We start from the raw sequence: 20,281 nt of genomic DNA, 5'->3' as shown, positions 1-20,281 counted from the left end.
AACTAGATTTGAATGATTTTTAAAAACTCAATGAGGAAAAGGTCAAGCCTGCAGGCTTTCAGTAAATTTTCATCCGCAGGTAGCAAAGTGGAACGGAAAACTGTTTTTGAATTTTCTTCACTTTCTTTCCTGAAACGGGTAGAATTTTTAATCTGACTATCCATTAAATTTAAACCCAGTTGGTGTATCAAGTCATTGTAAATGTTATACAAAGGCGTACTCTCTCTACCATCGACCTGATTCCAGAATAAATGGATACTTTTAAGGGATGTTTCTCCTTTTTTCATAATAACATCCTGTATAAGTTGAGTAAAAACTAATGTACTTTCCATAACTAATCGGTCTGCCGTAATGGGGGTAAATATATGATGCATTCCTGCCAAAGCTTTTAGGATTCCCGGAGTATTAACGGTTCCTGGAAGATCAAAAAAGATGATATCAACAGGAGTAGATGATGTTTCTGAAAATTCGTGTGCAGTTTCTAAAATATGATCTGCCTTATATTGCAGTATAGGATAAGCTTTTTTGTTGATGGTTGTAAATTGCTTGTAAGCCAGTTTTTTTAAATGCAGATTTTCCATAACCATAGCGAGATCACGGGTTTTCATTTTCATTAAACTGTGTTGTGGAAAGTCTGCATCGAATACCGCAATAGTATAGCCAAGTCGATAATGTAAGATGCTCGCTAAAAGAGTCGTAAAGGTACTTTTTCCTACACCTCCTTTTTGTGATGAAAAAGCAATAAATAAAGGTTGTTTTTTAGTGTCCATATTTTAAAAATTAAGATTTAAAAATTATTAATTTCATTTTTCAGCTTGATTTCCAGTTTTCATGCATTCAGTCCAATACTCACTTTAACTGTCAGTCAGTTAAGAAAGCTATGATGCTTTCTGAGCTTCAGTTTACCTTGCAATCAATATTTCTTGACAGCAGGATTGCTGGTTTCTTAGTTCGCTAATATTCTGGACAGCGTGATTGAGTTCTGGCTGTCTTTCTATAATTTCAGCATCCCTGCTTTATTGATTGCCAGAATGTTTGCAATCCGAAAATCTTTCTGTACAACTGTCATGATTGCCAGACTGCTGTACAGAATTTTTTAGCAAAGAACTCATGAATTTCTTTCGCCTCAATTAAAGTGGTTGTCTTTGACTGTGAAAGGTTGGATTTGGTAAGACCGTCAGTGGCTAATTTTTTATATACTCTCTTTTACTTTGTAAACCAAATGCTTATAGAATAAGTTATGAGTTTTATAAATGAATTTTTAGTAAGAAAAAAAGAAAGCCTAAAGCTTTTTACTATGGACTTAATATTCTGTCCCGATGACAGATTATGGTGTTCAAAAGAACACAGCAAGTTGTGTTTTGAGTGCCTCATAACTGTTTTTTGTGCCTCAAAACAACTTGCTCCTGCAGAGGGCTGGAAAAAACTTCCGAAGTCAGTTTTTTATAAATTAAATTTAAAATGGAATGGAAAAGAAAAAAAATGTAAAACAAAATAAGGGTGGGAGAAATCCGAAAATAAATCCGAGTATCCATCGTCATGTTTTTCGGTTGACTGATGATGAAAATGCTCAATTATTAAACCTTTTTGAAGCTTCTGGAATGAATAATAAAGCCAAATTTATTATTTCTGTACTATTCGATAGGGAAATTAAAGCAGTGAAAATTGATAAAGGAACCACCGATTTTTACATGAGATTGACCTCTCTTTTTGGTCAGTTTCGTGCTATTGGTGTAAATTATAATCAGGTAGTTAAACTTTTATACAGTCGTTTTACCGAGAAAAAAGCTGCTGCATTTCTCTATAAATTGGAAAAGCAAACCGCTGAAATGGCTAGCCTATGCAAAAAAATCATTGAGTTAACGGAAGAATTTAGTCAAAATTATCTTCAAAAATAAATAAAAATGATTGCTAAAGTTGGTAGAGGAAATAATGTGTATGGTGCTTTAGCTTATAATCAACTTAAAGTAGATGATGAGAAAGGGCAGATTTTGTTTATGAATAAGATGATTGAAACCAAGGATGGAAAATATACTGTTGCTCAGTTAGTAAAATCATTTGAACCCTATTTGGCTGCGAATAAGAATGCAGAGAAAACGGCATTACATATTTCTCTTAATCCTGATCCCAAAGACAACGTTTCAGATGAAAAGTTTATACAGATGGCTCAGGACTATATGAATGAAATGGGATATGGAAACCAACCTTTTATAGTGTTTAAGCATACAGATATCAACCGTACCCACATTCATATTGTAAGTGTTGGAGTTGATGAAGAGGGCAAAAAAATATCGGATAAATTTGAGAAAAGAAAGTCAATGAAAATTTGTCGTGAATTGGAAAAAAAATATAACTTGATTAATGCTTCAAATAAAGAATCTGTCCAAAATGAAAAGGTTTTTAGTCCGGTAAATATTCGGGTTGGGGATTTGAAAAGTCAACTCGCTTCTGTGATACGGAATATTCCTAATTATTACCAATTTCAGACATTAGGAGAATATAATGCATTGCTTTCACTGTTTAATATTACTTGTGAGAAAGTTGAAAAATCAGAAAAGGAAGTTGGGAAAAATGGACTTTTATATTTTGCTTTAAATGATAAAGGTGAAAAAGTGAGCCAACCGTTCAAGGCTTCTTTATTTGGAAAGAATGCTGGCTTTGAAGCTTTGAATAATCATTTTTTGAAATCAAGAGAAACTTTGAAATTAAGTTCTATTCATGATAAATTGAAAGAGACTGTGACTTTGGTAATGAAGAATAAACCCAATGAAAGCGAATTTAAAAATAAGTTGCAACAGATGGGAATTAACACCATAGTGAGACGCAATGCCTCTGGCAGAATTTATGGAATCACTTTCATCGATCATCAGTCTACGTCGGTTTGGAATGGTTCTCGACTCGGGAAGGAGTTTTCCGCTAATGCTTTTAATCAATATTGGAATGGGGGACTTGATGGCAATAATGAAGATGAAAAAGAATGCAAGAATATCAGTAATTCTGAAATTTTACAATCTGAAAAACCTCATGAATTATTTAATTTTTTACATCAAGATTCGAATTCTGTAATAGAGGGATTTGGTAGTATCATGCCTGAAATTCTGGGTGAAGACTATGAAGAATTAGATTTTGAGAACCGAATGAAAAGGAAAAGGAAGAAAAATAACAGGAGATTTAGAGGATAAGTTTTATTCTCTGTTAATAAGATATTTTAAGAACCAATTAGGAATATGATCTTCATCAACATGTAAGGTAATGATTTGATTTTCCATTTCAGCAATCATATTCATTTGGTCGGAATTGTCAAACAAATAGGCTTTATCGACCAATTGCATGGCAGGATAAAGATTTTCAAGAGTTTTAATATATCTTTCTTTAATACTGGAATCGGGTACTGCATGTCCTCCTTTTACTACCCGGTTATTCACTCTGGAAACATTTACATCAGGATCGTCAATGCACACGAAATAAAGATAAGTTTTGTAATCCAGCTCCTTTGCTAATTTTAATTCATAGAGTTTAGAAGGATGGCTCATGACAGATTCGAAAGAAAATGATCTATTGTCTAGCATTAGATACTTTCTTATAAAAGAGGATATAAGTGCAGCAGAATAACTGTTTTTGTTTTTTGAAATATCTAAAATTACATTTTCTGAAATTTTGATTTCAAGAGAAAAGCCTTTGGTTTTTGCTTTTTCAATTAAGGTTATTGAATTAGGCTCAGTGAGAAAACTATCCAGGTCAGTTTGTGTGAGATCGAGATTAAAAGAAGATAGATCTAAAAATTTTTTTTCTGAAATTTCTGATTCAATATTATCTGAATTGACAAATAATCCTGGATTGAATTTATTCTTGATGAATTCTGAAAATAAAGTAGATTTTCCAGAGCCATTTGGACCACAGAATATACGAAGCCTTTTGGTCATAAATGTATTTTACTTCCTTTTCTTAGACCTGTTTTTTCCGTAACAATTTTAGAAATATTTCCTATCTCTGTTGTTGTACTTCCTTCGATACGGTAGATTTTACCATCTCTGATTACCTCATATGAAATACCTAAAGCTCTTGAAATTCTCTGAGAATTTTCCGAAGCCCTCCTTGCAGATCTTAAAAGACTTCTGGTAGTACTTTGCAATATTCGTTTCGTTCTCTGTTTTCTTCTGTCTGACATTATTGAATAAATTGTAATTACGAATATACAAAAGTTTTGAAAAAAAATCAAGACTCTTGTATATTTATTACAATGTGAAATTATCTGAAAATACCCTATTTTCTCAAAAATTTTTAATCTTAGGATTACTCTGTAATCTTCTACATCAAATATTTTAATTTAAGATTAATCATCTTCACCAAAATATTCTTGTATAATTTTTTCAGCTTCAGAATTAGTTAAAAAGGGTTCCCTCTGTAAAGTACTAAAATCTTCGAAGGAGCTAAAGTTTAGTTCGTAGGGTAGATTGTTTATGAAATTATCTCTAACATTTCTGTAATCAACAGCCATTACCCTTGTTTTTAGATAATTAATGTTAAGATCATTATTATTAATTTGTAAATTTCTAAAATTATAACCGAGTGCAAGCCGAGACATTCTTGCTTTTTCAAAATCTTCTGAATAAAAAAGCCCTAATGGAAGGCTATCAGAAACTTGTGAATGAAAGTTCTTGATGTTGTCAATCGATCTTAATTTTTCATTGAGCTGATTTAATATCATAAGATCAATTTCATCTTCATACTTGATATGGGTAAAAAAGCCCTGAGTTGTAACATTTTCATTTTTTAAATGATTTTTTCGTCTATATATGACAAAGTAGTGAACCCATTGATCACAATATTCGTTGGTACTAATATTATAAAGGTTCTGTTGCCATTTGGCGTGGTAAACTTTTAATAGATCCATGTGTATGTTTTTAAATATTATTTATTTTTAAATGTTTTTCGTAAACTCTTTTATTTCATCAATATAAAAACATTCTTCAACCTCGCTTCTTCTGTCATAGTCTTTATATCTATAAAATTTTGAATTATCTAACGTAGTAATTTTAATGTTCCAGTCTTCATCCCCAAAAAAAATAAATGGCTTTTTAAGCTTATTTGTACTTTCAATAAAATCAAATTCTGCAACCCATGTGGGGAATCCATCGTCTTTCCCAGCTAAACAATTCCATATTTCAATGCTTTTTGTTTTCCGATTCTTAGTTTCAGTAGCTGGCTTTATAATACAGCTTTCTCCAAAAATTTTGAACATTTCAATTTTACTGCTTCTTTTCCCATATTTACTTTTCGGATAGTAATCAAAGCCTAACTTTTTCCAAGCATATTGTGATTCCTCTGGAGCACAATATAAGTGAAAGGCAACGTAGTCAAAAGAGTAGAGGTGCTCAGATAATTGATGAAGAATAAATCTCATTACTCTTTTGCTTTGAAATTCTGTCCTTGTCTCAGCAATATTGATAAATATGCATTTGGGAGAAAGTCGGTAAGTGCAGAAGCCAATAATTGTATTATTTAGCATTGCTAGAAAAATATTGTTCTGTTTATAACATTTATGTATAGATGAAAAGCTACTGCTTGGAAAACTAGACCAAGAATAAATCTCTTCCATCTGTTCTTCAGATGGATTAAAATTAGATACATAATTTGTAAAATTCATTAGCTTAAAAATGTTTTGTGATTAAATTTTTTTCAATATTCTTTTTTTTATTACAAAAGCAACAAGATAATAAATTATGAAAAGATTTAAATAAACATTCTTAATTTAGTTCATTCTATAATTTTTTAATCAATTTATTTTGGATTTAATACGAGGTAGGTCAATTTCATATTCCTGCGGGTAAGGTTTTCTGGAAGTCATACTTACATCTTCACGAAGACTGTTTTCCACTTCCTTTGCTTTATCCTCATCCATAGAATATCTGGGATCGGCAATAAGCGGCATCTTAGACATTTTTGTGATTGTAATGGTTGGAAAATGATAGTCTACCTCTACAGTTCCCAACAGAAGATAAATACCTCCTTCTTTAAAGGGGAATTGTCGAAGACTATCCGGAAAATGAGCGGTATCAAAATATTGTCCTTCAGCATCAATCCAGGTTCCGAAATACATATCGTCTTTTTGTCCAAGATGACCTCTTTTTTTAATAGGGACATGTTTTCTTGAAATCAAATAAGCCAGCATTTTTACTTGTTTTTTGTGGTAATTAAAAAGGTCTTTAACCAATACGTGACCTCTATACTTGGTTTTTAGTAAATCAAAAATTGAATAAGAAACTGGAAAACCTAATATTTCAATTTCATCAAAAGCATCTTCAAAAGGATTTCTTTCGATAACTGGTAATTGGTAATCTTTCTGTGGTTCATCAAACAACGATATAATTTTTGTTTTGTATTGATTCTTTGATAAAAGAAATCTCGCTTCAATTAATAATTCATGTTTTTGTTTTCCTGTAAATCTGAAAGCACCTACAAAAATTAATATCTGCAAAGTTTCAATGCCGATGCTGACTCTTTTGATAAAATCTTCTAACGATCTGTAATTACCATTTTCTTTCCTTTCTTTAGGAATAAACAGTTTAACCGAAGCTTCCAGTTTTTCAACATGCATTAACCCTAAATAAACATCTGTTCCATACACTGTCGTATGGAATTCGCTGAAGTTCACACATGGATTGTAAATAGTTGCGCCTGACATTTTAGCTTCATGGACATAGACTTCAGTTCTGTAAAACCCTCCACCATTATTAATTGCTGAGACCATAAATTCAATAGGGTAGTAGGCTTTTAGGTACAAACTCTGATAACTTTCAACGGCATAAGAAGCAGAATGTGCTTTACAAAAAGAGTAACCTGCAAAAGATTCAATCTGCCGGTAGACTTCCTGAGACAATTGTTCGGGATGTCCTTTTATTTTGCAGGATTCAAAGAATTCATCTTTTAATTTCTGCAAAGCAGAGAGAGAACGTCCCTTTCCACTCATTGCTCTACGCAGGACATCACCGTTGGCAGCGGAAACACCGCCAAAGTGCATGGCAATTTTTATGACGTCTTCCTGATATACCATAATACCATAGGTTTCACCTAATTCTTTTTCAAACACTTCATGAAAGTATTCAAACTGACCGGGGTGATTATGTCGAAAGATGTATTCTTTCATCATGCCACTTTGAGCGACCCCTGGACGAATTATAGAAGAGGCAGCAACCAATACTTTATAATTATCACATTTGAGTCTTCTGAGTAACCCACGCATAGCAGGAGATTCAATGTAAAAACAACCGATTGTTTTTCCTATACTCAGGAACTCGTTACATAAGGTTTCATTCTTAGAAATTCTTGTATCTTCTATATCTACTGTTATTCCTCTTTTTTCTTCAATCAACTGAACGGTATCTTTGATGGTGCCCAATCCTCTTTGGGAAAGAATATCAAATTTTTCCAATCCAATATCTTCTGCGGTATACATATCGAACTGTACGATAGGAAATTCTTTTGGAGGGAATTCTAAAGCAGAATAATTGGTGATGGGTTCCTCAGAAATCAGGATTCCACACGAATGCATACTTCTCTGATTAGGAAACCCTACTAACATTTGTTCATATTTATAAATCTCCTGCACAACTGAATTTTGATCATGCAGATCTTTTGATTTTTTCGAAAGCTGTTCCAGTTCGTCTTTTGGAAGTCCAAATACTTTTCCCAGCTCTCGGAATCTCGATTTTCTCTTGAACTCTACATTGGTTCCACAAAAAGCCACGTGGTCTTTACCATACTTGCTAAAAATATATTCTAAAATAGTATCACGGTTCTTCCAGCTCCAGTCGATGTCGAAGTCGGGAGGTGATTTACGATTAAGGTTGAGAAACCGTTCAAAATATAAGTCCAGTTCTAAGGGGCATATGTCAGAAATTCCTAAGCAATAAGCAATAATACTGTTAGCACCACTTCCTCTCCCGACATGCATAAAACCCATTCGATTGCTATACTGGATAATATCCCAGGTAATTAAAAAATAGCCACAGAAATTAAGCTGATTAATAACGATCAGTTCTTTTTCGACTCTGTCTTTAGCGTGCTGATTATGATCAGGGTATCTTTTGGTTAAACCTTCATATGCAAGCTTTACCAACAATTTAAAATCATTCTCTTTACTATCAGTAAAATGCTTTTTGTTTTTTGGCGTCTTAAAATCAAAATCAAAACTGCATTCATTGACTATATATTTCGTATTTTCAATGATCTCAGGATAATGTTCGAATTGATTTAAAAGTAATTTTTTAGGAATAAAAGTTTCATTTTTCTTACAATAATCTTTCTCTGTAAGTCTGCTCAGTAAAATATTACCGGCTACCGCTCGTAGTATTTTGTGAAGCTCAAATTCTCCCTCGGTTTTAAAGGTTACCGGATGCAGAATGACCATTTTATGAATTAGAGATTTGTATTCAGGATTTATTAAGAGATTTAACTCATCTTGTCTGATTCCGATAAACTCATGTTCCAGCAATTTTTCAGGAGTGTTTTGTAAGGGATAAATAACAAAACAATTTTCCAATGAAGGATTTACTTTTGGAATTTCAATTCCTTCACAATTATAATTGGTCAACAAGCTGTTCACTTCAGCAATACCTTTGGGATTTTTAGCTAAACAAATGTAATATTGCTTACTATCAACCCTCACATCAACCCCAACAATTGGCTTGATATTATTTTCCTGACAAAGTTTATAGAACTGATAGATTCCCGTTACCGTATTAATATCGGTCAATGCCAGAACCTTTAATTGATGGTCAACAGCCAGCTGAACCAAATCTTCAAGAGAGATAGTCCCATAACGCAAACTGTGATAGGTATGGCAATTGAGAAACATATGCGATTTATTAATTTAAAAAACCTGAAGCTCTTCCTATACTCTTGACACCGAATCTGTCTTTAATTTTGTCCATGGTCTGATATAATGAGATCATTTCTTCCGTATCTTCAAAAAGATTCATCTGATGTTTTCCGGGAACAAGACCTGTAAACTTGACTCCAACCAAACGGATTCTCATTCTTTTGGTGAATACTTTTTTAAATAGTTCCAATACATACCTGAGTAGGGTGTGATCTGCTGAAGTGTAAGGAACTTTGCATTGTTTTACTTCTGTATAGAAATTAGCATATCTGATTCTTACAGAGACTGTTGAGGTCAGCCATTTTTCATGTCTCAGTTGATAGCAGAGCTGTTCTACCATTCCTGATAGAGTGCTTTCGAGTTTCTGCATATCGATAGTATCTTCAGGAAAAGTAGTTTCGGTAGATATTGATTTTTGTTCCGAATAAGTAACCACAGGAGTTTCATCAATACCATTCGCTTTTTTCCAAAGGGTAAGTCCATTTTTTCCAATAAGCTGCTGCAATACATCAACAGGCATTTTAGACAAGGTTTCTATTTTTCTAACCCCTAATCTAGAAAGCAACTCGAAGGTTACGTCACCCACCATTGGGATTTTTTTGATAGAAAGAGGATTTAGAAATGGCTGGATATTCTGTGTTATTAATTCTAATTTTCCTGTTGGTTTGGCTTCTCCTGTTCCTATTTTTGAAACAGTTTTGTTCGAAGAGAGTGCAAAACTTATCGGCAAACCTGTATTTTTCATGACTGACTCTGCGACTTCAGTTGTCCACTGATAGCATCCGAAAAACTGATCCATTCCAGAAAGATCAAGATAAAATTCATCTACACTGGCTTTTTCCAAAACGGGGACTTTCTCCTGAATGATTTCAGTAACCAGATGCGACATATTGGAATAGTATTCCATGTCTCCTTTGATGACCTTAGCTTCAGGACATAAGCGAGTAGCCATTCGCAAAGGCATTGCAGAACGAACTCCGTATTTCCTAGCTTCATAAGAGCAAGATGCAACAACTCCACGGTCTCCACCTCCTATGATTACAGGCTGTTTCTCCAATTGGGAGTTTTTCAGCCGTTCACAGGAGACAAAGAATGTATCCAGATCCATATGTGCAATTACTCTTTCCATGGTACAAACTTAGTCACGTTTTTAAACAAAATTTGTATATTTGTTGTCATAAATTATGACAATGTCAATTTTTGCAGATAACATCGTGTTTTTGAGGGGTCAAAAAAATCTAACCCAACATAAGTTGGCTGATGAACTTATTCTTACCAGATCAAGATATGTTTCGTATGAATATGGGAATGCAGAACCTCCTATTGAAGTACTGATCAGAATTTCAAAATACTACAACATCAGCATCGATCTTCTGGTCACGGTGGACATTAGAAAGTATCCTCTGGATAAAATGGTTAACCTGCCTGGAAACAAAATATTACTGCCTGTTGTGGTTGATCCTAATGGAAACAAGTATATTGAAATTGTTCCGCAAAAAGCCTCAATGGGTTATCTGAACGGATTCAGTGATCCTGAATATATTGAAAACCTTCCCCGGATACAGTTGCCTTTTTTAGGGCACGGCATATTCAGAGGATTTATGGCTGACGGTGATTCAATGCCGCCATTTGCAGATGGAACCTGCATCATTGGTGAGTATGTAGAACAGCTGGAAGATCTAAAAAAAGGAAAGGAGTATATGTTCATCACACTGGAAGGCTACACGTTCAAAACCTTCGTAAAAAGAAATAAGAAAACGTTAACTGTAGCTGCTGACAATACATTTTATGATGCTTATGACATTTCTTTAACGGATGTCGTACAAGTATGGCGCTATGTAAGGGGTATCTTACCTCAGGATTATAAACCTCATTACCTGCCTGATCATACGAATCTGTCAGAATTGGTCAACGAAGCAAAACGAAGTATTAGTAATCTGGAAAATAAGCTCCTTCATTTGAAGCATTAATTGATAAAAAAATCTTCCCTAAAAAAGGGAAGATTAAAAACACAAATGATGAAAAAAAATATCCCATAATAATGGGATTATGTAAATATAAGATTTAAAATCAAAAAAAGAAAATGACCCAGCTAAGTTTATTTGATTCAGAAGAATTTTATGAGTTTCCAAAAGACCTTTTGGAATATAGGGAGAATTTTCTACAATGGGAAGAAGCAGAAGAGCTTAAAAACCATTTACTTCAAACTGCTCCTTGGGAACAGCGTACACAGAAAATGTATGATAAAACTGTTATAACACCTAGGTTAACAGCTTGGTATGGTGATCAGAATAAATCTTATGAATCAGCTGATAACAATACATCAATCACCAATTCCTGGACACATGAACTCCTTGCTCTAAAAGGAAAAATTGAAAAAGAATTTGGGTATAAGTTCAATGGGGTATTACTAAATCTCTATCGTAACAACAATGATTCAGTTGCTTGGCACAGAGACAAAGAAAGCCGATACGGAAGCCGTCCTATCATTGCTTCTATCAGTCTAGGACAGACCAGAAATTTTGATTTCAGGAAAAAGGATCACCATCAAAGTAAATACAGCTTACCGCTTCCGAACGGTTCATTGCTTATCATGAAAGGGAATCTGCAGGAGAATTGGGAACATAGGATTGCAAAATCCACAACACCGATGAAACAAAGAATTAACCTGACATTCAGATTGATCCGTGAGTTGTAACTCATCTAAAACATGATATTCAAAAACAATAATTATGGCAATTTCATATTATGATTTTAAAAATCTACCCGATCACTCGCAGCAAGAATTAGTTTTGGCTAAAGGGAAGCTGATCAGTGAAACGTATAAAAATGAGCTGAAGTTTGTGTTGTATGAGATGTCCTCTTTTTCCGTTGAGATTGTTTATAATAAAAACAATAATAAAATTGCCGGTCTGAGTGTTTTTCAAAATAAGGGAAATCACGGTCAATAACCGAACGTACCTTTACGAATCACTTTAAAGTAAAAGATTCTTATCATTAAACAGCAATGATCCACTTATTATTAAAAATATTATAATTTACCATTTTCTGATCCAATCTTAGTAAGCAGAATATTAAACCTTCACATTGGCATAATAATTTCAATTTTTGATTTTAATCTTAAAATTATACAATGATGGATGGAAAGTTTATGCAAGTATTAGGATGGGTAGCAACAGTGACCGCAATGGCAATGTATTTTTCATATATCCCGCAGATCGCCCATAATTTAAACGGATATAAAGGCGATTGGCTGCAGCCTTTGGTTGCTGCAATCAATTGTACACTTTGGGTAACTTATGGTTATATTAAAAAACCTAAAAGCGACTGGCCGATTGTGGTAGCGAATTCGCCGGGTATATTCTTCGGTCTTTTTGCATTCATTACGGCCTTATAAAAAGATACTGCAACAATTGCCAATATCAAGTGATGAACGAAAGTCTTATAATGGCTTAATTTATGCAACTAAAAATATCTATAAGAAAATTCTTGCAGGCTTAGGAGGTGCCATTGCCCTTAACCTTGTTCATGAGATCATCAGAAAAAACTTTGATAATGTTCCTGAAGTGAATAAAGTGGGAGAGGAGGCTTTGAATAAAACGCTGGAAACAATCGATTTAAAGATCACCGATCAGAATCAGCTCTACGCAGCAACATTGGCCGGAGATGTTATCAGCAACGGGATCTATTATGCTACGACAGCAACGAGTGGTTTTAATATTGCCTCGGGATTAGCAGCAGGTCTGGGAGCTGTCGTACTACCACAAAAAATGGGGCTTGATGATTCTCCGGTTGCGGAAACCAACCAAAAGAAGATCATGACAGTTGGATATTATCTTTTTGGTGCGATAGTGACGAAGCTGATCTACGACAAAATAAAATAATTTATTTTAAAAAAATGTGATTTGAATCACACAGTAATAGTGACCTAAGTCCTGTTTTTAAAAGACAGATAATGTCAACTTTGTAGTATTCAATTAAAGAAAGATAACAATGAGCAAAAAAGTTTTATTCGTACTTACGAGTCACGATGAATTAGGTAATACTGGTCTGAAGACCGGGTTCTGGACAGAAGAATTAGCAGCTCCCTATTATGCTTTGTCTGATAAGGGAGTAGAGATCACTCTTGCATCTCCAAAAGGAGGTCTTCCACCAATCGATCCAAAAAGTGAAGATCCTTCATCTCAAACGGATGCAACACGAAGAATGGATAAAGATGAGGTATTAGAGGATAAATTAAAAAATACACACAAATTAGCGGAGGTCAAAAGTGAAGATTTTGATGCAGTATTTTATCCGGGAGGTCACGGTCCATTATGGGATCTTGCTGAAGATAAAGTTTCACAACAGTTAATTGTTGATTTTTATTCCAATGAAAAGCCTGTAGCATTTGTGTGCCATGCACCTGGCGTTCTGAAGGATGTGAAAATAGATGGTGAATATTTGGTTAAGGGTAAAAATGTGACCGGATTTACCAATACTGAAGAGGAAGCTGTCCAACTGAATGATGTTGTTCCTTTTTTGGTAGAGGATATGTTAAAAAAGAATGGAGGGGTATACAATAAAATAGAAGACTGGAGTCCGTATGCCATAGTGGATGGAAGATTGGTTACAGGACAAAATCCTGCTTCTTCTGAAAAAGTTGCAGAGGAGCTGTTAAAGCTTATCTAAGGAGATATCAATTAAAGATTTTTAAAACATGAAAGCGGCTTTTTGCCGCTTTTTATATTTTAAATTTCAAAATTTAAAATTCCAATCAACTATTGAGAATTATTTGCGATTTTAAAAATTTAAAAGGTCAAAGATAGAAAATGGAGGTGAAAGATTTTTATTCAATTATTAAAACCTATACTGGTAAGCATAAAAAAGATATTATTAACACTTCTTTAAATTATTTTTTTTGAGGCAAGCTGTACTTTTGGTCTTTCAATATAGCTGTAATGGCATCTGATATTTCAAATACTTTCCCGTTATAATTATTGTCCAATAGAATTATGGTAAATTCTTCTCCAATGTCCGAAACTAAGATAGCTTCATAATTCCCGGCTCTTCCATCGTGTAGATGTGCTGTTAACTTTTCATTTTTATATTTCGCTTGTCCCAGCGCTGACTGAGTTTCCGGTAAATCAAATTGCTGTCCCAACTCATAAACCGATTTTGCATTAATTATTTTATTTTGATGAAGACAATCTGCCCATTTCAAAAGATCAGTTGTTGTTAAATAAGTTCCCCCAGTTATCGGCAGATCAGCTTTATCCTGAACTAAATTATTATTAAATCCCCGTGCAATATTCTTTTCATTTTCAAAAGGAGTTAAAATAGATGAATTCATTTTACAGGGCTTAAAGATGAATTTTTCTGCGTACTTTTTATAAGACATTCCTGTTAATCTTTCAACAATAAACTGTCTCAAAAAAATATTATTGTTGTTGTAATCGTAATGAGTGCCGGGTTTAAAATCCAGAGTGTCAATGATCATTAAACCATCAAAAAGATCTTTATCATTTTTAATCTTTTTCCAGTTGACATTTGGAAGTCCACTTGTATATTGTAGCAAATCTTTAATTCTAACCTCATTGGCCCATTTGGGTAATTCGGGAATAAATTTAGAAACATTATCGTCTAATTTTAATTTGCCCTTTTCCTGCATTTGCAGTAATGCAACGGCACTGAATTCTTTGGTAATAGAGCCAATATTAAATCGATGATCAGGAGTTAATTTTACTGTTTTTGTAGCATCAGTAAATCCGAAAGAAGCATTGTATATTATTTTATTATTTTTTGATACGAGCACACTACCATTAAAAAAACCTGCTTTGTTTGACCACTTCATCAGAGAATCAATTTGATTTATTTTTTTTATCTGAGCAAATACATTATTCACAGAAAGTAATAAAATCGTGAAAATTGAGATTAGTTTTTTATAATTTTTCATATTTAAATTTGTTCTTGATTGGTTATTAGATCAATTCTAGTTTAGTTCTCTGAAATTTTATTTGCTTTTCTGATTTTCCAGACTTAATTTCGCAATATCTTTTACGAGCTGGGTAGGAGAATCGCAGTCACAATTGCTGAATCCTATGACATAAATGTCTTCACTTGGAATATAAACCGCCATAGATTTGAATCCGAAAACGCTTCCGCCATGTTCACGAGTCGGGATTCCATTGATGTTTTTCAAATGCCAGCCGTAGCCGTATTCTATTTCCTGCCCATTATTCAGCTTGTATTTGGTAAAAGCTTTCAACCCATTTTTTGAACTTAACAAAAGATTTTGATTTAAGGCATTCTGCCATTTAAGCATATCATCCACAGTCGACATTAATGAACCAGATGAAAACGGAACACTAAAGTTGATGACGGTTTTATTGACATAGGCTGAACTTTTTTTGATATCCAAAAGCTCTGTTTTTTATAATTTTCCTGTCACTTGCATAATAAGAATTGTTCATCCCAACCTTATCAAATATATTTTTCTTGATGAAATCTTCGTAAGTTTCACCTGATGCCAATTCAATGATATAACCCAGAACCACATATCCTGAATTATTGTACTCAAATTTTTCTCCTGGAGCGAAATCTGCCAGCTCATTTTTGAAAAAATCAACCATCTTCTCTGGTGCCATTTCTTTTTGAGCAATCTCAGATAAAGATTTCATTTTTGTAAAATCTTTGATTCCTGAAGTATGGTTAAGAAGTTGATGAATTTTAATATTATTTCCGTTGGGATATGAAGGTATATATTTTGAGATTGGATCGGTTACTTTTAATTTTCCCTGTTCCTCCAGTATCAAAATAGAAATAGCAGTGAACTGTTTGGTCATCGATCCGATTTGAAAAACACTGTTGGTATTAAGTTTAGCATCCAATTCAAGATTGGCTATTCCAAAAGCCTTTTTATAAATTGGTTTTCCTTTCTTTGAGACAAGGAAAACACCGCCTGGACCATTTGACTCTGTGAATTCGGAAGAGATCAAACTGTCAATTTTATACTCAAGGTTTTGAGCTTTTGAAATAATAGAGAACAAAATGATAAGACATAATAAAGTAAATTTTTGCATATTGACTTGTATTTAATGCAAAGATATGTGATTAATTTAATACTGTGCAATACAAAGTACTATTTTTAATGTTTTTAATATGCAGTCATTTCAATTAACAATATCTTTGTGACAAGACTTGTTTTTAAAACGACACAGAATACATGGAAAGCAATGAGGTCAGTTATCCGGTCTATTCGCCGGGATCCGTCATAGGAATCTTTAGCAATGCTTTGAAGCTGAATGCTACAGTCAATCTTATCTATCTGAAGGGTAGATATTCTTTTGGTGGTGGTAAAGCTTACGGTAATTATTTTTATGACCTTCTGTTTTCAGAAGGTGATAACATTTCCATTGGAATACGCATCTCTTCTTTATTAAGAAGCAAGATCACTAACAATGAGATCTACATGCTCAGAGGGTATATTGAAAAGAATATCAAGAGTTCATCTATTGAATTACGATTTGTAGTGGATGAAATTATCCAGCAGGAAGAAAGATCGATTTCTGAAGAAGAACTGCAAATGTATGGGCTGATACAGAAAAAGCTGGAGACAGGATCAAAGGATCTTGAAATCCTAATCAGAGATAAGATGCTGAAAGATGAAAAGATCAGAATCGCCAATATTTATGGTAATAATGCTATTGTCCAGAAAGATTTTTCTGAGGGACTTGATGTTTCGGGACAGTATTTTGAAATTGATGATCACAGCTGCAATATTACCTCCTCAACAGCAATTATCTCCAAACTGAATGAAATTTCATCCATGGAGTATGATATAGTTGCCTTGGTAAGGGGAGGAGGTGACCGCCAGAGCATGGAGACGTTTAATAATATTCAGCTTTCAGAGTTGTTCATTGAACTTAATACAGTAACTATTACAGCAATCGGACATACGGTCGATGAAACATTGCTTGACAAACTTGCAGACAAACGTTTTCATTTGCCTCACGATTATGGTGCGGGATTGCATTCCATAGCAGAAAAACTGTCTCACGAACGTTCAAATTCAAGAGCACTTTTAATCGATGAGGTCAAGAAAGATGTTTCCAAACAATTTTCTGAACAGGTTAAAACCTTGACAGAGCAATTATCTAAAAGAAACGAAGAGTTTCAAAAACTTCAGGAATCTTCAGTCAAACAGCTTCAGGACACACAGAAGAACTTCACCGAACAGGAGAAGCAAAGAAAGGAGGAAATGGATAGTTACAAAAAAGAGATCGCAGCTTTGCATGAAAAGAATATGCAGTCTGCCATCAATGAAAAGACTGCCTCAATGAAAGCTCGCCTGGAAACAATGACTCAGGATAATATCAGACTAAATCAAGAAGTACAAAGCAACAAAACTGATTATGTGAAAATTATCATTGCATTTATACTAGCACTGATCATCGGATTTGTATTGGCAAAATTACTTTGAGGGATATCAATATCCTCAAAACCTTATTTGTTTTCACAGATCGTTAGTCCCTGCGTAATAAAATCTCCGTAAGAGATCTTCAGCCCGTTCCATTTTGGATCATCCAGCCAGATCTCTTCAACCTTTCTGATGGAGGGATCATTATGAGAAACTCCTTTTGCAGAACCATTGAGCGCATAGACATTTCCATCGTTTGTTCTTCCGTAGATCTCTCTGTATCCTGAACAATAAACTTCGATCTCATCAACAGAAAACGGCCATTCGCCAACATAGTCCTGTTTGGTAAACTTGAGGGTGTTTCTTGAAGAAGGTGCACCGCAGGATAAAATTAATAGAAAGACCAAAAACAGAGTGAAGTTTTTCATAGTTAAAAAAGTATATAGGCAAAATTAATTAAACTCAAACTCCATTTTTTACGGTTTTCCGTAAAACGGTAAAATGAATTTAAAATATTGTGATTTGTTGATCATAATTAAGATTTTTTGGTTCTATTGTTGCACTGTTGGAATATGAGAAAAATTTTTGTGGTCGAGGATGATCAGGCGATCAGGGAAATACTTGAAGTAGTTTTTTCTTTTGAAAATTATGAAGTGCAATCTTTTTCAAAGGTCAGCGAATTTGCAGAGAGAGATACAAGTATAGAACCAGACCTTTACATATTTGATGTTATGCTTCCTGACGGATCTGGAATTGCGCTTTGTGAGGAAATCAAAAACAATATTCACAACAAAAATGTCCCAGTCATCATTATGAGTGCTCATGCTCATTTAAAAAATATTACTGACACCTGTCAACCCGATGACTTTGTTCCCAAACCTTTTGACATTGATCAATTGCTCGTTAAAGTTCGCGACATTATAGAGAAGAAATAAATTTATTCTTTAATACGGACGGTGTCAGGAAGACTGTTTCGAAAATTTCGTATATTTCACTTTATAAATAAATAGATTTGATCTGAATTAAATGATTAAATTTACCAAAACTATATACTCAATGAGCGTCCTCAAAAGGAATAATGTCAAGATAGATGGAATTGGAGAACGCGTGATTTTCTTCGCCCATGGCTTTGGCTGTGACCAAAATATGTGGCGTTTTGTCGCACCTGCTTTTCAGGAAAATTATACAACTGTTCTTTTCGACCATGTGGGTGCCGGTAATTCAGATCTTTCCGCATATTCCTTTACTAAATACGATCAACTGGAAGGCTATGCCGAAGATATCATTGAAATTGCAAAAGAATTGAATATTTCAAACGCCATTTTTGTAGGACATTCGGTTAGTTCGATAATGGGACTTCTGGCAGCGAAAATGGCTCCGGATCTTTTCACAAAACTAGTGCTGGTAGCACCTTCACCTTCTTATATTAATGATCAAGATTATATTGGTGGTTTTAGTAAATCGGAAATTGATGAATTGCTTGAATCACTAACCGAAAATCATTTGGGATGGTCAGCAACAATGGCTCCGGTGATCATGGGAAATCCTGACAGAGTGGAATTGGGAAAAGAATTGACCAATAGTTTTTGTAAAACTGATCCCGAGATCGCCAGACATTTTGCCCGCACTACATTTTTGACTGACAAAAGGGATATTTTGAAAGAATCAAATGTACCTGTTTTAATCCTTCAGTGTAGTCACGATGTCGTTGCTCCTGTAGAAGTTGGTCATTATATGCACAAGGAGATGGATGGAAGTAAATTGGTCATTATGAATGCCACAGGACATTGCCCTAACCTCAGTGCGCCGGAAGAAACCATCGCAGCGATAAGAGATTTTTTAAATGATTAATAGACCTTCCCCTGATCTTTCAGAAGATTTTGATGATTTTTTTGAATCCCCCTTAAGTGGATTTGTCATTACCGACGGTAGCGGAAAAATCACCAGGATCAATCAGTGTGCAGCCGGTTGGCTCAACAGCACTCCCGATCAGTTTGTGAATAGACGTATCTCAGACATCCTTTCGATAGGGAGTAAAATATATTTCGAAACACATCTTTGGCCACTGCTTCGTATACAAGGACAGTTTGATGAGGTATCCATTGAACTGACTGATACAGGAAAAGGCAAAATTCCAGTATATATTAATGGGTATGAGCGGACAGATGAAAATGATAAACCCGTTTTTATACGTTTTACTTTATTCAAGGCTACTGACAGACGCTTATATGAGGAAAATCTTCAGATCGCCAGAAAGCTTGCCGAAACAAACCTGAATATTGAACAGGAACAGGCCATTATTCGTGAGCAGTTTATTGCAGTACTTGGGCACGACCTTCGCAATCCTTTAGGTGGAATTATGAGTGCAGCTCAGTTATTGGCTCGATCTGAATTGAGGGAACGAGATAAAAAACTAATGAACATTATACATTCCAGTTCAAAAAGAATGTATGAAATGATCAATAATATCATGGATTTAGCCCATGGCAGACTTGGCGGCGGTATTTCAATCACTCCTGCTGCTATTGATTTGGAAGCCTTACTCAATGAAGTGAGCAATGAATTAAAAGTTTCACATCCCGAAAGAATCATAAATTCTCATTTTAAAATCAATAACTCGATAGAGTGTGATCCAGGACGGATTTCGCAATTGGTGTCTAACCTTCTTGCTAATGCTATATCGCACGGGTCATCAAATGCTCCGATATTACTGCAGGCTGAAACAACTGATCAATTTTGGGAAATTTCGGTCAGCAATGAAGGTAAGAAAATTCCTGAGCTAACAATAAAGCATATTTTTCATCCTTTTCATCGCGGAGGTACAGAAGCTAACCACAGCGGTTTAGGACTGGGATTATTCATTTCATCTGAAATTGCAAAAGCACATCATGGTTTATTATCTGTTCATTCAGATGACGAGAAAACCTGCTTTACTTTGCGTGTAACAACTTAAGGCAGTTGTATTTGATATGCAGACATTAATTGTACGGATAAATATTAAA

Annotated in this window: 23 protein-coding genes; 12 read left to right on the top strand and 11 right to left on the bottom strand. The window is 34.4% G+C overall.

What is annotated here, in order from left to right:
* Positions 1-2: 2 nt before the first annotated feature.
* Positions 3-770 carry a ParA family protein gene (locus OEA66_RS00970; protein WP_267279592.1) on the bottom strand — a complete coding sequence of 256 codons (768 nt, stop codon included), beginning with the start codon at positions 768-770 and terminating at the stop codon, positions 3-5.
* 696 nt (positions 771-1,466) lie between these two features.
* Here OEA66_RS00970 and mobA point away from each other — a divergent pair.
* Both mobA and mobB read left to right on the top strand, forming a co-directional pair.
* Positions 1,467-1,898, top strand: a complete 432-nt coding sequence (gene mobA / locus OEA66_RS00965) for a conjugal transfer protein MobA (RefSeq protein ID WP_267279591.1) — start codon at positions 1,467-1,469, stop codon at positions 1,896-1,898.
* Between the two features lie 6 nt (positions 1,899-1,904).
* Positions 1,905-3,182 (top strand): conjugal transfer protein MobB, encoded by a 1,278-nt coding sequence (gene mobB / locus OEA66_RS00960; protein WP_267279590.1) that lies wholly within the window; start codon positions 1,905-1,907, stop codon positions 3,180-3,182.
* 3 nt (positions 3,183-3,185) lie between these two features.
* On the opposite strand, the gene OEA66_RS00955 is transcribed toward mobB, so the two are convergent.
* From OEA66_RS00955 to dinB, 6 genes are all read right to left on the bottom strand, one after another.
* Positions 3,186-3,923 (bottom strand): ATPase, encoded by a 738-nt coding sequence (locus OEA66_RS00955; RefSeq protein WP_267279589.1) that lies wholly within the window; start codon positions 3,921-3,923, stop codon positions 3,186-3,188.
* Positions 3,920-4,168, bottom strand: a complete 249-nt coding sequence (locus tag OEA66_RS00950; RefSeq protein ID WP_267279588.1) for a hypothetical protein — start codon at positions 4,166-4,168, stop codon at positions 3,920-3,922. The genes OEA66_RS00955 and OEA66_RS00950 overlap by 4 nt, the downstream gene beginning before the upstream one ends.
* 165 nt (positions 4,169-4,333) lie before the next feature.
* Positions 4,334-4,894, bottom strand: a complete 561-nt coding sequence (locus OEA66_RS00945) for a hypothetical protein (RefSeq protein ID WP_267279587.1) — start codon at positions 4,892-4,894, stop codon at positions 4,334-4,336.
* 27 nt (positions 4,895-4,921) lie between these two features.
* Positions 4,922-5,647 carry a hypothetical protein gene (locus OEA66_RS00940; RefSeq protein ID WP_267279586.1) on the bottom strand — a complete coding sequence of 242 codons (726 nt, stop codon included), beginning with the start codon at positions 5,645-5,647 and terminating at the stop codon, positions 4,922-4,924.
* A 129-nt stretch (positions 5,648-5,776) separates the two neighbouring features.
* Positions 5,777-8,857 carry a DNA polymerase III subunit alpha gene (locus tag OEA66_RS00935; protein ID WP_267279585.1) on the bottom strand — a complete coding sequence of 1,027 codons (3,081 nt, stop codon included), beginning with the start codon at positions 8,855-8,857 and terminating at the stop codon, positions 5,777-5,779.
* A 10-nt stretch (positions 8,858-8,867) separates the two neighbouring features.
* A complete protein-coding gene (dinB, locus tag OEA66_RS00930; RefSeq protein ID WP_267279584.1) occupies positions 8,868-10,010 on the bottom strand; it encodes a DNA polymerase IV in 1,143 nt (380 codons plus the stop codon).
* A gap of 55 nt (positions 10,011-10,065) precedes the next feature.
* Between dinB and OEA66_RS00925 the strand changes: the two genes are divergently transcribed.
* The 6 genes from OEA66_RS00925 (at position 10,066) to OEA66_RS00900 (ending at position 13,552) form a co-directional block, all read left to right on the top strand.
* Entirely contained in the window at positions 10,066-10,851 is a 786-nt protein-coding gene (locus OEA66_RS00925) for a LexA family transcriptional regulator (RefSeq protein ID WP_311136903.1), read from the top strand.
* Between the two features lie 113 nt (positions 10,852-10,964).
* Positions 10,965-11,579: an alpha-ketoglutarate-dependent dioxygenase AlkB family protein gene (locus OEA66_RS00920; protein WP_267279582.1), complete on the top strand. Its 615-nt coding sequence runs from the start codon at positions 10,965-10,967 to the stop codon at positions 11,577-11,579.
* A 34-nt stretch (positions 11,580-11,613) separates the two neighbouring features.
* The gene (locus tag OEA66_RS00915) at positions 11,614-11,832 is read left to right on the top strand and encodes a hypothetical protein (protein WP_267279581.1); all 219 of its coding nucleotides are present in this window, start codon (positions 11,614-11,616) and stop codon (positions 11,830-11,832) included.
* Between the two features lie 182 nt (positions 11,833-12,014).
* A complete protein-coding gene (locus tag OEA66_RS00910; RefSeq protein ID WP_267279580.1) occupies positions 12,015-12,278 on the top strand; it encodes a SemiSWEET family transporter in 264 nt (87 codons plus the stop codon).
* Between the two features lie 16 nt (positions 12,279-12,294).
* A complete protein-coding gene (locus OEA66_RS00905) occupies positions 12,295-12,765 on the top strand; it encodes a hypothetical protein (RefSeq protein WP_267279579.1) in 471 nt (156 codons plus the stop codon).
* A gap of 109 nt (positions 12,766-12,874) precedes the next feature.
* Entirely contained in the window at positions 12,875-13,552 is a 678-nt protein-coding gene (locus OEA66_RS00900; protein WP_267279578.1) for a type 1 glutamine amidotransferase domain-containing protein, read from the top strand.
* Positions 13,553-13,772: 220 nt separating this feature from the next.
* On the opposite strand, the gene OEA66_RS00895 is transcribed toward OEA66_RS00900, so the two are convergent.
* Genes OEA66_RS00895 through OEA66_RS00885 form a run of 3 tightly spaced genes read right to left on the bottom strand, consistent with a single transcriptional unit; the run spans position 13,773 to position 15,942 of the window.
* The gene (locus tag OEA66_RS00895) at positions 13,773-14,816 is read right to left on the bottom strand and encodes a serine hydrolase domain-containing protein (protein ID WP_267279577.1); all 1,044 of its coding nucleotides are present in this window, start codon (positions 14,814-14,816) and stop codon (positions 13,773-13,775) included.
* Positions 14,817-14,873: 57 nt separating this feature from the next.
* On the bottom strand, positions 14,874-15,281 hold the full coding sequence (locus tag OEA66_RS00890; protein WP_267279576.1) for a serine hydrolase: 408 nt from the start codon (positions 15,279-15,281) through the stop codon (positions 14,874-14,876).
* Positions 15,247-15,942, bottom strand: coding sequence for a serine hydrolase domain-containing protein (locus OEA66_RS00885; RefSeq protein WP_267279575.1), 696 nt, complete (start codon positions 15,940-15,942; stop codon positions 15,247-15,249). The genes OEA66_RS00890 and OEA66_RS00885 overlap by 35 nt, the downstream gene beginning before the upstream one ends.
* A gap of 143 nt (positions 15,943-16,085) precedes the next feature.
* Between OEA66_RS00885 and OEA66_RS00880 the strand changes: the two genes are divergently transcribed.
* Positions 16,086-17,342, top strand: coding sequence for an exodeoxyribonuclease VII large subunit (locus tag OEA66_RS00880; RefSeq protein ID WP_267279574.1), 1,257 nt, complete (start codon positions 16,086-16,088; stop codon positions 17,340-17,342).
* Positions 17,343-17,365: 23 nt separating this feature from the next.
* Here OEA66_RS00880 and OEA66_RS00875 read toward each other — a convergent pair whose 3' ends face one another.
* Positions 17,366-17,707: a DUF2511 domain-containing protein gene (locus tag OEA66_RS00875; RefSeq protein ID WP_267279573.1), complete on the bottom strand. Its 342-nt coding sequence runs from the start codon at positions 17,705-17,707 to the stop codon at positions 17,366-17,368.
* A gap of 144 nt (positions 17,708-17,851) precedes the next feature.
* Between OEA66_RS00875 and OEA66_RS00870 the strand changes: the two genes are divergently transcribed.
* The 3 genes from OEA66_RS00870 to OEA66_RS00860 all read left to right on the top strand — a co-directional run bounded on the left by OEA66_RS00870 (position 17,852) and on the right by OEA66_RS00860 (position 20,232).
* The gene (locus OEA66_RS00870) at positions 17,852-18,214 is read left to right on the top strand and encodes a response regulator transcription factor (RefSeq protein ID WP_267279572.1); all 363 of its coding nucleotides are present in this window, start codon (positions 17,852-17,854) and stop codon (positions 18,212-18,214) included.
* 91 nt (positions 18,215-18,305) lie between these two features.
* Entirely contained in the window at positions 18,306-19,130 is an 825-nt protein-coding gene (locus tag OEA66_RS00865; protein WP_267279571.1) for an alpha/beta fold hydrolase, read from the top strand.
* Positions 19,123-20,232, top strand: a complete 1,110-nt coding sequence (locus OEA66_RS00860) for a PAS domain-containing sensor histidine kinase (RefSeq protein ID WP_267279570.1) — start codon at positions 19,123-19,125, stop codon at positions 20,230-20,232. The genes OEA66_RS00865 and OEA66_RS00860 overlap by 8 nt, the downstream gene beginning before the upstream one ends.
* Positions 20,233-20,281: the final 49 nt, after the last annotated feature.

Origin of the sequence: Chryseobacterium luquanense (assembly GCF_026460945.1) — a bacterium.
Classification (GTDB): domain Bacteria; phylum Bacteroidota; class Bacteroidia; order Flavobacteriales; family Weeksellaceae; genus Chryseobacterium; species Chryseobacterium luquanense.
Note: the sequence above shows the minus strand (reverse complement) of the source record. Positions and strands in the feature narration are given on the sequence as shown.